Annotated in this window: 13 protein-coding genes; 4 read left to right on the top strand and 9 right to left on the bottom strand. The window is 70.4% G+C overall.

Going from position 1 to position 11,871, the window contains the following annotated elements; all coding sequences use genetic code 11:
- Positions 1–5 precede the first annotated feature (5 nt).
- Genes ABZ342_RS13855 through ABZ342_RS13840 form a run of 4 tightly spaced genes read right to left on the bottom strand, consistent with a single transcriptional unit; the run spans position 6 to position 4,061 of the window.
- Positions 6–464: a phage tail protein gene (locus ABZ342_RS13855; protein ID WP_155543122.1), complete on the bottom strand. Its 459-nt coding sequence runs from the start codon at positions 462–464 to the stop codon at positions 6–8.
- Between the two features lie 19 nt (positions 465–483).
- Complete coding sequence (locus tag ABZ342_RS13850; RefSeq protein ID WP_360472508.1) at positions 484–2,748, bottom strand: phage tail sheath C-terminal domain-containing protein; 2,265 nt, start codon at positions 2,746–2,748, stop codon at positions 484–486.
- 15 nt (positions 2,749–2,763) lie between these two features.
- Positions 2,764–3,492 carry a carboxypeptidase regulatory-like domain-containing protein gene (locus ABZ342_RS13845; RefSeq protein ID WP_360472505.1) on the bottom strand — a complete coding sequence of 243 codons (729 nt, stop codon included), beginning with the start codon at positions 3,490–3,492 and terminating at the stop codon, positions 2,764–2,766.
- Entirely contained in the window at positions 3,489–4,061 is a 573-nt protein-coding gene (locus ABZ342_RS13840; protein WP_155543119.1) for a DUF4255 domain-containing protein, read from the bottom strand. The genes ABZ342_RS13845 and ABZ342_RS13840 overlap by 4 nt, the downstream gene beginning before the upstream one ends.
- A 178-nt stretch (positions 4,062–4,239) precedes the next feature.
- Between ABZ342_RS13840 and ABZ342_RS13835 the strand changes: the two genes are divergently transcribed.
- Positions 4,240–4,446 carry a hypothetical protein gene (locus ABZ342_RS13835; protein WP_155543118.1) on the top strand — a complete coding sequence of 69 codons (207 nt, stop codon included), beginning with the start codon at positions 4,240–4,242 and terminating at the stop codon, positions 4,444–4,446.
- Between the two features lie 112 nt (positions 4,447–4,558).
- Complete coding sequence (locus ABZ342_RS13830; RefSeq protein WP_360472500.1) at positions 4,559–5,284, top strand: BTAD domain-containing putative transcriptional regulator; 726 nt, start codon at positions 4,559–4,561, stop codon at positions 5,282–5,284.
- A gap of 142 nt (positions 5,285–5,426) precedes the next feature.
- On the opposite strand, the gene fahA is transcribed toward ABZ342_RS13830, so the two are convergent.
- The 5 genes from fahA to ABZ342_RS13805 form a co-directional block, all read right to left on the bottom strand.
- Positions 5,427–6,593, bottom strand: a complete 1,167-nt coding sequence (gene fahA, locus ABZ342_RS13825) for a fumarylacetoacetase (RefSeq protein WP_360472497.1) — start codon at positions 6,591–6,593, stop codon at positions 5,427–5,429.
- On the bottom strand, positions 6,590–7,390 hold the full coding sequence (locus ABZ342_RS13820; RefSeq protein WP_360472494.1) for a hypothetical protein: 801 nt from the start codon (positions 7,388–7,390) through the stop codon (positions 6,590–6,592). Before ABZ342_RS13820 ends, fahA begins: the two co-directional genes overlap by 4 nt.
- Entirely contained in the window at positions 7,387–8,586 is a 1,200-nt protein-coding gene (locus tag ABZ342_RS13815; RefSeq protein WP_360472491.1) for a cupin domain-containing protein, read from the bottom strand. The genes ABZ342_RS13820 and ABZ342_RS13815 overlap by 4 nt, the downstream gene beginning before the upstream one ends.
- A 90-nt stretch (positions 8,587–8,676) precedes the next feature.
- Positions 8,677–9,198 carry a MarR family transcriptional regulator gene (locus ABZ342_RS13810; RefSeq protein WP_360472488.1) on the bottom strand — a complete coding sequence of 174 codons (522 nt, stop codon included), beginning with the start codon at positions 9,196–9,198 and terminating at the stop codon, positions 8,677–8,679.
- Positions 9,199–9,464: 266 nt separating this feature from the next.
- Positions 9,465–10,217, bottom strand: a complete 753-nt coding sequence (locus ABZ342_RS13805; protein ID WP_155543113.1) for an IclR family transcriptional regulator — start codon at positions 10,215–10,217, stop codon at positions 9,465–9,467.
- A 105-nt stretch (positions 10,218–10,322) separates the two neighbouring features.
- Between ABZ342_RS13805 and ABZ342_RS13800 the strand changes: the two genes are divergently transcribed.
- Together ABZ342_RS13800 and ABZ342_RS13795 are read left to right on the top strand one after the other, a co-directional pair.
- On the top strand, positions 10,323–11,093 hold the full coding sequence (locus ABZ342_RS13800; protein ID WP_360472743.1) for a CoA transferase subunit A: 771 nt from the start codon (positions 10,323–10,325) through the stop codon (positions 11,091–11,093).
- A 1-nt stretch (position 11,094) separates the two neighbouring features.
- Entirely contained in the window at positions 11,095–11,727 is a 633-nt protein-coding gene (locus ABZ342_RS13795; RefSeq protein WP_155543112.1) for a CoA transferase subunit B, read from the top strand.
- The last annotated feature ends 144 nt before the right edge of the window (positions 11,728–11,871 follow it).

The following is an 11,871-nucleotide window of genomic DNA, read 5'->3' as shown; positions in this document are numbered from 1 at the left end:
CCCGCTCACGCGTCGATCACGAAGCTCTCGACGGCCAGCACGAGCGTCTCCATGGCGATCTCGTTCTTGGTCGCGTTGAACGAAGGTCCGGTGTACTTCGTCGGCCAGGCGCGGTCGAAGTTCCAGCGCATGACCTCCTGGCGGTTCTCGTCGAGCATCACGATCGAACCGGCCGTGCGCCGGACGCGGCCGTCCAGCGCTTCCTTGACCCAGTTCCAGAAACCGACGTGGCCGGTGACCCCGCGCTTGAACGTCAGTGCGCTCGGGGCCTTCTTGAGCCCCACGAGCTTGCGGACCGTGATGTCCTCGCTGCCGGTGCGGTACTCGATCACCGGCAGTTCCACGTCCAGCCCGCTGGCCTCGGTGAACGACCCGCTCACCGCGACCCCGTCATCGCTGACGTTGGTCACGATGACCAGGAAGTTATACGCGGCGTACGGGTCGTCCCGCGTCACAGGTGGCATGTCCCTTGCCTTTCAGTGGTCAGACGAGCTGGGGCTCGCGGGTCTTCTGCTGGATCCGGAAGATCACGAACTCCGCCGGGAACACGGGCGCCACCCCGATCACGCAGATGAGCCGTCCGTTGGCGATGTCGTCGTCGGTCATCGTGGAGCGGTCGCACTGGACGAAGAACGCCTCGTCCGCGGTCGTGCCGGCGAGCGCGCCCGTGCGCCACACGGTGGTGAGGAAGTTCGCGACCGTCTGCCGCACCAGCGCCCACAGCGGCTCGTCGTTCGGCTCGAACACGACCCACTGCGTGCCTTCGTCGATCGACTCCTCCAGGAACAGGAAGAGGCGGCGCACGTTGACGTACTTCCACGAGGTGTCCGACGACAGCGTGCGCGCGCCCCAGACCCGCTGGCCGAGGCCGGGGAAGAACCGCAAGGCGTTGATCCCCCGGGGGTTCAGCAGGTCCTGGTGCCGCTTGGTGACGTCCTGCGCGATGCCGTCGGTCAGCCGGATGCCGCGGATGACCGCGTTGGCCGGTGCCTTGTGCACGCCGCGCTCGGTGTCGGTGCGGGCGTAGATGCCGATGACGTGCCCGGACGGCGGCGCCTCGACGAACTGGCCGGTCGAGGGGTCGCTGACGACCAGCCACGGGTAGTACAGCGCCGCGTACTTGGTGTCGAACGGCTCGCGGAACGCCTGGATGCCCTCGATGTCGAGGCCGTCCTGCGGGTCGAGGACGGCGAAGCGGTCCTTGAGCTGCTCGCAGTGGGTGACGAGCGCCGATTCGACCGTGCCGGCCCACACGCCGGGCACCGCGCAGATCGCGACCTCGTCGATGTCTTCGAGGGCGACGATGCCGGTGCGCTTGCCGCTCCCGCCGTCCGCGCCGACGAAGTCCGCGACCGTGAGCCCGTCGAACGCGTCCGAGCCTTCGTCGGCGAGCGTCAGCCACGAGCCGGTTCCGGGCGTGGGGAACTCGGTGGGATCGGTGCTGATGCCCTCGAGCGTGGTGGCCCGCACCAGCCGCGACTGGCTCGCCAGGGTGCCGGCGACGGTGCCGGGCGCGTCGCCGGTCAGGCGCAGGTTCCGGAAGGTCTCGGTGACCGAGCCGCCGCCGGGGTCGGTGAACCGTGTGTCCACAGTGGACTCGACCAGCCGGACCCTGGCGGTCTCGAAGACCAGCTCGGGGGTGTCGGCGTCGAAGGTGACGACGTCGTCCGGCCCGATCGACACGACGTTCAGGGTGGTCAGCTTGTCGCCGGTGTCGAGCTGGGTGACCGCGCCCTCGTAGAGCCGGCCGGAGCCGCTGATGCGCAGCTGCGGGCCGGCGCCGGCGTTCGCCCGGCGCACCCGGCGCACGGTGAGGCCGGGCGCCCACGGCGCGTGCGTGGTGCCCTCCGGGAACGTGAGCGTCACCTCGCCGTCCGCCGGCTGCGCGACGGTGACCTTGAACCGCCGTTCGTCGACCAGGATCCAGACGTCGCCGGGCAGCTCGTCGGGGTCGAGCCCGGGCACCGCGGTGACCTGGATCGACGCGGAGTCGCGGTCGGCGGCGGCGGTGAGCGCGGTGATGACCAGCGGGCCCTCGTCCGGGTCGGGCAGCGCCGGCAGCGCGGCGGACACCGACGGCTGGATCCGCACCTGCACCCCCTTGCCCCACGACCCCGGGCTCGAGGCGGAGAACCGCAGGCTCGGCGTGGCGGCGCGCGGGGCCGTCTGCACGTAGTCGCCGCGGGCCGCCTTGACCCGGGCCGTCAGCGGGGTCCCGAGCGTGACCCGCCCGGTGCTGCTGTACGCGGTGATCGTCGTCGTGCCGATCTCGACGTTGTCGCTGCCGCGGAAGACGGTGATCTCGTCGGCGCCGGTGAAGCCGATCAGGTGGCCGAGCTGCAAGGTCTTGGCCCCGGCCGCGGCGTCCTGGGTGACGGCGCTGACCAGGCCGGTGCCGAGCGTGCCGGTCGCGGCCCCGGCGGCGCCGCTGACGACCCTCTTGACGTAGAGGCGCTGGCCGCCGTTGTCGAAGAAGCCCTTGACCGCCAGTGGGAACAGCCACCAGCGGCCGCCCTCGGCGGGGTTGTTCGCCCAGGCGTCGCGGATCGCCGGATCCGGCTCGGGCAGGAACCCGCCGAAGGTGGTCTGGTACTCCAGGAAGTTCGTGACCAGATTCGGTTTCCCGGTGGTCGGGCCGCGCTGGGTGACCCCGACCATGCCCGCCGTGCTGGTGCTCACCCCCGCGATCGGCCGCGGCCCCGCGTCGACTTCCTCGACGTAGACGCCGGGGCTCAGGTACTCGGGCATGGCTTGGCTCCTTCTCTACTGCTCGGCGATTTCGATGACGTGCCGCCGGTCCCGTTCGGTCGGCAGCCGGACGTCCAGCGCCCCGGTCCGCCCCGGCCGCTCGGTGGCCGTGAGGTGGAAGACCCGCACGGGTGGCGGGCCGGTGACCGGCTCGCCCTCCCAGCGCAGGGCGAGCCGGAAGGCGCCCTCGGCGCCGGTGAGGGTCCGCTCCTGCCACGGGACGCCGTCGCGGATCGTGGTCCCGCGGGCCTCGACCAGAGCGTTCACGATCGGCGCCCGGGTGACCGCGTCGACGACGACGCCGTACACGGTGCGGGTCCCGGGGCTGTACACGAACGCGACGCCCGGCAGCAACCGGACCAGCCGCGGCTCGCCGGCGGCGGCGGGCGGGTGCCCGTCGTCGTACGGGTTCGCGGTGAACTCGACCCCGGTGCGGGTCGCGTCGAAGTCCTCGCCGTCGGCCGGGTACAGCGGCGCGAACCCGATGGCGGCGAAGCGGACGCGGAACCGTTCCGGCTCGGCGCCCGGCCCCCGGCGGCGGCCGAGCTCCGGGTAGGCGATCGCGGCGCTCGGCGTGCGGATCGCGGGCGTGTCCTGCGGTACCCACACGTTCTCGTCGGGGTCGAAGCGGTCCAGCTCCGTGGCGACGTCGGCGGACCGCACGCGCTGGGCGAACTCGTCGAACGGCACGAACCACGCCGGGCTGTGCAGGACCGACGTCTCGACGGGCAGGAAGCGGGTCATGGCCGCGACGCCCCGCTGATCGTCCGGCTGCGCACGAGGCGGAGCTCGGCGACGTCGAGGGAGTCGAGGTTGACGACCCGGACCTCGTAGTTGAGCGACAGCCGGTACGGCTTCTGGATCGCGTACCAGATCCACGACTTCTGGTCGAGCGTCAGCGGGGTCAGCGTGAACTGCAGTGCTTCGGTGGTGCCGGCCAGGCTGCCCGTCAGCTCTTCGCCGGACCAGATCGCGTCGTCGTAGAAGACCTGGAGGGCGCGACCGATCATCTGGTGCTGGGTCTCCTGGTTGCCGCCCCACGGGGTGATCAGGTAGCGCAGCAGCAGCGCCATCGGCGGCTTGCGGCTCGTGGGCGGTGCCGGCGGCAGCGAGCGGACCGGCGGCCGGTTGCGCGAGGTCGGGTCTTCGGCGATCTCGTAGAGGAAGACGGTGAGCGTGGCCTGGCTCGGCCGGTCCTCGAGGTCGCTCAGCTGCGCCCTCGGCGGGTCGTTCGGATCGAGGCTGCGCAGCGCCTCGGTGAGCCGGTTCACGATGATCGTCGAAACGTCGGCGACGACGCCGAAATCGCCCATGCCTGTCCTCCCCTGTGGCAAGCCGGGCGGTGGCTCCGGCCTGCCGGGGCGCAGCATCGCAGGGGTGGCGTGGCGGGGCCGCGATCAGCGCGTCGCGCGAGCGTCACAGCGGCGTTCCCGCCGCGCGCGTTGACGTGCCCGCGACGCGGCGGTGACACACCGGGCGCATGCTGCTCTGGTGGAGCCCCCCGAAGAGCGTTCCGGCAGCATGGTCATCCGTGCGTGGCTGGAAGGCGGCGAGCCCGACGCCCTCCGCGTCCGCATCCTCTCCACGATCGGCACGACCGAGGCCAAGCCGCTCGCGGTGACCTCCCCGGAAGCGGTGCTCGCGGCCGTCCGGAACTGGCTGGACGAGGTCGGATCAGGCCCGATGACGTTTTCGTGACGCCCCGTTGACGCCACGCGCGCGATAATTCCGGTAACGTTTTGCACCGGGGTCTCGAATTGCTCAAGGGTGGGGTCGATCCGATCGGTGCCGGGCAGAGGTTGGGGAGCCGATGCGCACTGGAGAAACGCAGATAGTGACACTGCGGCTGCTGAAGGGATTCACGCTGCTCGTGGACGACGACCGGGTGGCGCTGTCGTCGAGCGCGCAGCGGCTGCTCGCCTTCCTCGCGCTGCAGGACCGGCCCCGCACCAGAACGTACGTGGCGAGAACGCTGTGGCCGGAGGCGACCACGCCCCGCGCCAACGCGAACCTGCGCTCGTCGCTGTGGCGCGCGTCGCGCACCGGCCACCGGGTCATCGACGCGTCCGTGCAGGAGATGGCGCTGGCGGGCAACATCACCGTCGACATCCACGACGCGGTCGCCCGCGCCCACCGCCTGCTCGACCGGACCTGCGGCTGCGACGACATCCTGGACCGGCGCACTCGCGACGACCTGTCCGCCGACCTGCTGCCCGAGTGGTCGGACAACGAGTGGGTGCTGCTCGAGCAGGAGCAGTACCACCAGCTGAGGCTGTATGCGTTGGAGGCCATGGCGAAGCGGCTCACCACGGCCGGCCGGCACGGCGAGGCGGTGGCGGCCGGGCTGGCCGCGGTGCGCGCCGAGCCGTTGCGGGAGAGCGCGCACCGCGTCCTCATCGACGCGCACCTCGCCGCCGGCAACCGGGCCTCGGCCCAGCACCAGTACGAGCAGTGCCGTCACACGTTGCTGGAAGAACTGGGGCTCGAACCGTCCGACGCGCTTCGCCGGCTCCTGCCGCACATGCACGCGCACTAGCCGCGGAATTCGCCACCGAATTGCGGACTGTGATCGTTACCGGAATTGCGGCGGGCCGGTAGACGATTTATTCGCGCGGCCGGTGGCCGTTTCGCGGCGGATTCGCCGCGAAACGGGTCGGCGGTGACGAGATCCGCGTGGCTCAGCCGGCCGGGAGGACGCGGCCGCGGACTTCCCCGAAGCCGATGCGCTCGCCGTTCGCGCCCGGCGCCGTGCCGGTGATCACCACCTCGTCGCCGTCGAGGAGGAAGCTCCGCTCCTCGCCCTTGACCGTCAGCGGTTCCTGGCCGCCCCAGCTCAGCTCCAGGAACGCGCCGCGCTGGTGCTTCTCCGGACCCGAGATCGTGCCGGAGCCGTACAGGTCGCCCGTGCGCGACGACGCGCCGTTGATCGTCAGGTGGGCCAGCATCTGCGCCGGCGACCAGTACATCTCGCGGTACGGCGGGCGGCTGACCTCCTCGCCGTTCCACTCGACGACCAGGTCGACGTCGAGCCCCCACGGCCGGCTTTCGCGCAGGTACGGCAGCGGTTCCGGGTCCTGGCCGGGCAGCGGGATCCGCGCCGCCTCCAGCGCGAGGATCGGGACGACCCACGCCGAGACCGACGTCGCGAAGCTCTTGCCCAGGTTCGGGCCCAGCGGCACGTACTCCCAGGCCTGGATGTCGCGCGCGGACCAGTCGTTGAGCAGCACCGCGCCGAACACGTGCCGGGCGAAGTCGTCCGGGGCGATCGGGGTGTTCAGCGGTGTGCCCGTGCCGACGACGAAACCCAGCTCCGCCTCGATGTCCAGGCGCGTGCTCGGGCCGAACACCGGCACCGGGTCACCCTTGCGCTGGCCGCTCGGGCGGACGATGTCCGTGCCCGAGACCAGGATCGTCCCGGCCCGGCCGTGGTAGCCGACCGGCAGGTGCTTCCAGTTGGGCAGCAGCGGTTCCGCGTCCGGCCGGAACAGCCGTCCGACGTTGGACGCGTGGTGCTCGGAGGCGTAGAAGTCGACGTAGTCCGCGACCTCGAACGGCAGGTGCAGGGTGACGTCGCCGACCGCGTGCACGGCGTCGTCCGGCACCTCCCCGGCCACGAGCGAGGTCACCTGCGACCGGACCGCCACCCAGCGGTCGTACCCCTGCGCCATGAACGGGTTCAGCGACGGCGCGGCGAAGACGTCGTCGCCGAGCGCGCGAGCCAGGTCCAGCACGGAGTCCCCGACGCGGACGCCGACCCGCGGGGCGTCGCCGCCGACGGAGAACACGCCGTAGGGCAGGTTCGCGGTGCCGAACGGGGAGCCGGCGGGGATGTCGATCGTGGTCATGCCTCTCCTCGGGGCAGCAGGCCGAGGGCGGCCAGCTCGGACAGGGGGTCGGTGATGCTGCAGGTGCCGAACGACGTGAACCGCGTGCGGACGCCGTCTTCGAGGTCGCGGACGAACCCGGCGACGACCGCGCCGTCCCGCTCGGCGAGGTGCGCTTCGGCGTGGTCGGGGTCGCCGGCCGCGAGCAGCAGGTTGAGGAACCCGTGCTGCTCGAACCCGGTTTCCGGGTCGGTGTTGCGCAGCGCGTGGTGCAGCCCGGCGGTCGCCTTGAACGGGACCCCGGCATCGACCGCGGCCTGGATCGACGCGGCCAGCTCGGCCTCGGACGGGTACAGGTCGGCGCGGACGCCCCCGGTGCGGAACTTCGCGCGGTGGCCCGTCCCGGCGAGCGCCCGCAGCAGCGGCCCGCCGCGGTCGTCACGCGGGATCTCCACGTAGACCGGCGCGGTCGCGGCCGACACCGCGTCGAGCAGCTCGGCCGGTCCCAGGCCGGCCGGCACGGCGATTTCGAGAGCCCGCAGCTCCACCGGCAACGTCTTGGCGGCGTCGAGCACGGCGGGCAGGCCCGCGGGGCCGCCGGGCAGCGTCACCGCGACCGGCAACGGCGTCTCCCGCGGCCCCAGCAGGTCGCCCAACGCGTCGAGCGCCGGGGCGGCGAGCACCAGCGGCCCGACGAGGTCGGCGTACCAGGCCTTCCGGTACCCGTCGTGCGCGGCGACCGCGTCCGGCAGGGACGCCAGGCCGGGCGGGAACACGGCGGCGTCGTCGCACAGGCCGGCGAAGAGCGCGGGGATCATCCGACCGGCCCCCGTCCCGCCCAGGTCCACGCGTAGCCGGGGTCTTCACTGGCCAGGCCGCCCTCGCCGAGCTCGAGCGGCCGGAACGTGTCGACCATGACGGCCAGCTCGTCGAAGAACTCCGCGCCGAGCGACCGCTCGACGGCGCCGGGCTGCGGGCCGTGGCTGTGGCCACCCGGGTGCAGGCTGATCGAGCCCTGGGCGATGCCGGATCCCTTGCGAGCCTCGTAGTTCCCGCCGCAGTAGAACATCACCTCGTCGGAGTCCACATTGGAGTGGTAGTACGGCACCGGCACGGCCAGCGGGTGGTAGTCGACCTTGCGCGGCACGAAGTTGCAGATGACGAAGTTGTGGCCCTCGAACACCTGGTGCACGGGCGGCGGCTGGTGCACGCGGCCGGTGATGGGCTCGAAGTCGGCGATGTTGAAGGTGTAGGGGTAGAGGAACCCGTCCCAGCCGACGACGTCGAACGGGTGCGTCGGGTAGACGTACCGGGTGCCGGTGATGCCCCGCGAGCCGCGGTGCTTGACGAGCACCTCGACGTCCTCGCCCTCGGCCAGGAACGGCTCGTCGGGCCCGTGCAGGTCGCGCTCGCAGTAGGGCGCGTGCTCCAGCAACTGCCCGAACTTCGAGAGGTACCGCTTCGGCGGCGTGATGTGCGAGTTGGCCTCGACGACGTAGGCGCGCAGCGGCTCGTCACCGACCGGCACCCAGCGGTGCGTGGTGGCGCGCGGCAGGATCACGTAGTCGCCCTGACGGGCGTCCAGCACGCCGAACACGGTCTCGACCCGCGCTTCGCCGGACTCGACGTACACGCACTCGTCGCCGACGGCGTTGCGGTAGAGCGGCGAGGCCTCCCCCGCCGCGACGTAGGAGATCCGGACGTCCCCGTTGCCCAGGACCAGCCGCCGCCCGGTGACGACGTCGGCGCTCTTCCAGTCGTTGCCCGCGAACAGCTCGTGGAGCTTCAGGTGGCGAGGCACGAGCGGGCGGTTCTCGGTGAGCGTCTGGTCGGGCAGATCCCACGGCGTCGCGCCGACGATCGCCGACGGCACCCCGCGGTGGTAGAGCAGCGACGAGTCCGAGGAGAAGCCTTCCTCACCCATCAGCTCTTCGGAGTACAGCCCGCCCTCGGGTGTGCGGTGCTGGGTGTGCCGCTTCGGCGGGATGGTCCCCGCTCGGCGGTAGTACGCCATAGGTTCGCCTCCTGACCGTCCGGCCAATGTAGTTCACGCTTTTACTATCTTCGGTTCAGACTAGCCCCCGAGCCGCGCGTCGGGTAGTGCCTAGCGGCGGCTTCGGGTGTCGGACCCCGCCCGGCCGGCGATCAACTTGCCCAGCAGCATCACGAGGATCCGTTGTTCTTCCTCGGTGAGGGCGGCGGTCCAGCCGAACTCGCGCTCGTTGTGCTCGCGGAAGACCGAGACCATCTCGTCGTGCCCGGCCCGTGTCAGCGACAGCTGGACCGACCGGCCATCCCGGGCGTCCGGAACGCGGTCGAGCAGCCCGTCCGCAACGAGCGGCTTCATCAGGTTCGACACAGCAGCCCGGCTCATCCCGGTGAGCCGGGCGGCGCTCTTGGGTTCCAGTGGCCCGGCCAGCCAGACCACAAAAAGCAGCCGAAAGGCCGACCAAGACCGCCCACGCGGCCGGTGCACACTGGCCTCGAGGTCATAGGTGACCAGGTCCGAGGCCCGGTTGAGGGTGAGCAGCACCTCGGTGGCCAACTGGTGACGAAAGCCGTATTCCGTGGCGAGCCGCCGGTTGGCCAGCTCGACGAACGACCAGAAGTCCAACGGCTCTTCCATCAGAGCACCTTAACAAATAGTCAAAATCACAACCGGTTGCGCAGGTGGAGCGGAGCACCCCACCGCCCACCGAAGCCCGCACCCACCACCCACCACCCACCGCAGCCCAGACCCCCCGCAACCCCGATCCGAAGCCAGAACACGGCCGGAAGTGCCGGGTCAAGGCATCTTTCCCGCCTTGACGCGGTGCTGCCGGCCGTAGTCACAATCAGGCGTCGGGGTTGCGAAGAAAATCACCCCCGCAAAAAACTCCCCCGAGAACAACCTCAACCCCGAGCCAAAATCTCCGAGAGCCCATGAGCCTCCCGCAACAACAAAGCCCCCAACTGCGGAACCCGCTCACTCCCAAACCGATGCGCAACCCCAGTCAAGCTCAAAGCCCACCGCGGAGAACCACCCGAATCGAAAACGGCAGCAGCCAACCCCCAGCTACCCTCGACGACAAGCCCAGGATTCACCGAATACCCCCGAATCCGAGTAGCCGCAATGTGCCGCCGAATCTCACCGACATCGTGCTGAGGTCCGTAAGCAGCAAGATCCACGCGCCCCAGGTAATCGTCAACCTCCCGATCCGGAAGATGAGCCAGAACCACCATCCCCGCCGAAACCACCCCCAACGGAAACCGAGCCCCCTCGAACAAAACATGACTCCGAATCGGAAAAGCCCCATCCTCCCGGATCAAGCAGATAGTCTCCTCCCCCCGCCGAGCCGAAAAGAACGCACTCTCTCCCGTAGCGAGAGCAAGCCGCCGGACAACAGGCAAAGCGGCCTCGGTGACGTCATAACGCCGAGCAGCAGCCACCCCGAGGAAGTACAACTCCGGCCCCAGCACCCACCGATCACCATCCCGCTCCACCATCCCGACACCCTGCAACGACATGAGCAGCCGATGCACGGTAGGCCGGGGCAACCCCGCCTCCCGGGCCAAAGCCGTAGTCGTGGCACCCCCGGGCTCATGAACGGCGACAGCCCGCAAAGCCCGATGGGTCCGGCCGACGAGATCTCCAGGAGCGTCCACTCAGTGAACACTACCCCACCCGAATCGACCACGACACGAACAATCCGCAGGTAGACCGCGTTCACTGGTTGACCACAAGGCCACCCCAAAGGTCTGATGACGGTCATGGACAAGGTGATCGTGTCGGCCGCGCAGGCCGTCGCCGACATCCCCGACGGCGCCACCCTCGCGGTCGGCGGCTTCGGGATGTGCGGCGTGCCCGCCGTTCTCGTCCACGCGCTGTTCGAGGCGGGGACGACGAACCTCGAGGTGGTCTCGAACAACGCCGGCGTCGACGGCTGGGGGCTGGGCATCCTCCTCGGCGCCGGCCGCCTGCGCCGCGTCGTCGCCTCGTACGTCGGGGAGAACAAGGAGTTCGCGCGCCAGTACCTCGGCGGCGAGCTGGAGGTCGAGCTGACCCCGCAGGGCACGCTCGCCGAGCGGCTGCGCGCCGGCGGATCCGGGATCCCCGCGTTCTTCACCGCCACCGGCGCGGGCACCCAGGTCGCCGACGGCGGCCTGCCGTGGAAGTACGACGCCGCCGGCAACGTCGAAAAGGCGAGCCCGCCGAAGCAGAAGCAGAGCTTCGACGGCCAGGAGTTCGTCCTCGAACGCGCGATCGTCGCCGACTACGGCCTGGTCCGCGCCTGGCGCGGCGACCGGCACGGCAACCTCGTCTTCAAGGACGCGGCCCGCAACTTCAACCCGCTGGCCGCCATGTCCGGCCGCGTCACGATCGCCGAGGTCGAGCAGCTCGTCGAACCGGGCGAGCTCGACCCCAACGACGTCCACCTGCCGGGCGCGTACGTGCACCGCGTGGTGGCGCTGACGCCGGCGCAGGCCGCGGACAAGCCGATCGAGAAGCGCACGGTGCGCACCGGAACGGAGGCTCGCTGACATGGCGTGGAACCGCAACGAGATGGCCGCCCGCGCCGCCGGCGAACTGCGCGACGGCGACTACGTGAACCTCGGGATCGGCCTGCCGACGCTGGTGCCCAACTACGTGCCCGACGACGTCGAACTCGTACTGCAATCGGAGAACGGCATCCTCGGCGTGGGGCCGTACCCGGAGGAAGACGCCGTCGACCCGGACCTGATCAACGCGGGCAAGGAAACCGTCACGGTCCGCAAGGGCGCGTCGTTCTTCGACTCGGCGTTGTCCTTCGGCATGATCCGCGGCGGCAAGATCGACGCCGCGATCCTCGGCGCGATGCAGGTTTCCGCGGCGGGCGACCTCGCGAACTGGATGATCCCCGGCAAGATGGTCAAGGGCATGGGCGGCGCGATGGACCTGGTCCACGGCGCGAAGAAGGTGATCGTGCTGATGGAGCACGTCGCCCGCGACGGCTCGCCCAAGATCGTCGACGAGTGCACGCTCCCCTACACCGGCCGCGGCGTCGTCCAGCGGATCATCACCGACCTGTGCGTCCTCGACGTGACTCCGGACGGGCTCTCGCTCGTGGAGCTGGCTCCGGGCGTCGACTTCGAACAGGTGCGGAAGCAGACGGAACCGCGGATCCGCGTTTCCTGACCCAGGGCGGGCCGAGACTCAACCCCGAGCGGACCTCGCGCGTGTGAACGGCGGCAACCACCACGGCAGTGTTGATTGTGTGGTGGTTTCTGAGTTATTCCGTTTGTCCGTGTTCCGTGTTATGTTCGATTTTCGAGCCCACGG

The organism is Amycolatopsis sp. NPDC005961 (genome assembly GCF_040629235.1).
Lineage (GTDB): Bacteria > Actinomycetota > Actinomycetes > Mycobacteriales > Pseudonocardiaceae > Amycolatopsis > Amycolatopsis camponoti.
The sequence above is the reverse complement of the archived record's forward strand: the minus strand, read 5'-3'. Positions and strand labels throughout refer to the sequence as shown.

What these genes read in the sequence shown, in the direction of transcription:
- fahA (WP_360472497.1), bottom strand. Translation starts at nt 6,593, where the DNA reads ATGACCACGATCGACATCCCCGCCGGCTCCCCGTTCGGCACCGCGAAC.
- ABZ342_RS13795 (WP_155543112.1), top strand. Translation starts at nt 11,095, where the DNA reads ATGGCGTGGAACCGCAACGAGATGGCCGCCCGCGCCGCCGGCGAACTG.
- ABZ342_RS13855 (WP_155543122.1), bottom strand. Translation starts at nt 464, where the DNA reads ATGCCACCTGTGACGCGGGACGACCCGTACGCCGCGTATAACTTCCTG.
- ABZ342_RS13820 (WP_360472494.1), bottom strand. Translation starts at nt 7,390, where the DNA reads ATGATCCCCGCGCTCTTCGCCGGCCTGTGCGACGACGCCGCCGTGTTC.
- ABZ342_RS13850 (WP_360472508.1), bottom strand. Translation starts at nt 2,748, where the DNA reads ATGCCCGAGTACCTGAGCCCCGGCGTCTACGTCGAGGAAGTCGACGCG.
- ABZ342_RS13830 (WP_360472500.1), top strand. Translation starts at nt 4,559, where the DNA reads ATGCGCACTGGAGAAACGCAGATAGTGACACTGCGGCTGCTGAAGGGA.
- ABZ342_RS13800 (WP_360472743.1), top strand. Translation starts at nt 10,323, where the DNA reads ATGGACAAGGTGATCGTGTCGGCCGCGCAGGCCGTCGCCGACATCCCC.
- ABZ342_RS13810 (WP_360472488.1), bottom strand. Translation starts at nt 9,198, where the DNA reads ATGGAAGAGCCGTTGGACTTCTGGTCGTTCGTCGAGCTGGCCAACCGG.
- ABZ342_RS13845 (WP_360472505.1), bottom strand. Translation starts at nt 3,492, where the DNA reads ATGACCCGCTTCCTGCCCGTCGAGACGTCGGTCCTGCACAGCCCGGCG.
- ABZ342_RS13840 (WP_155543119.1), bottom strand. Translation starts at nt 4,061, where the DNA reads ATGGGCGATTTCGGCGTCGTCGCCGACGTTTCGACGATCATCGTGAAC.
- ABZ342_RS13815 (WP_360472491.1), bottom strand. Translation starts at nt 8,586, where the DNA reads ATGGCGTACTACCGCCGAGCGGGGACCATCCCGCCGAAGCGGCACACC.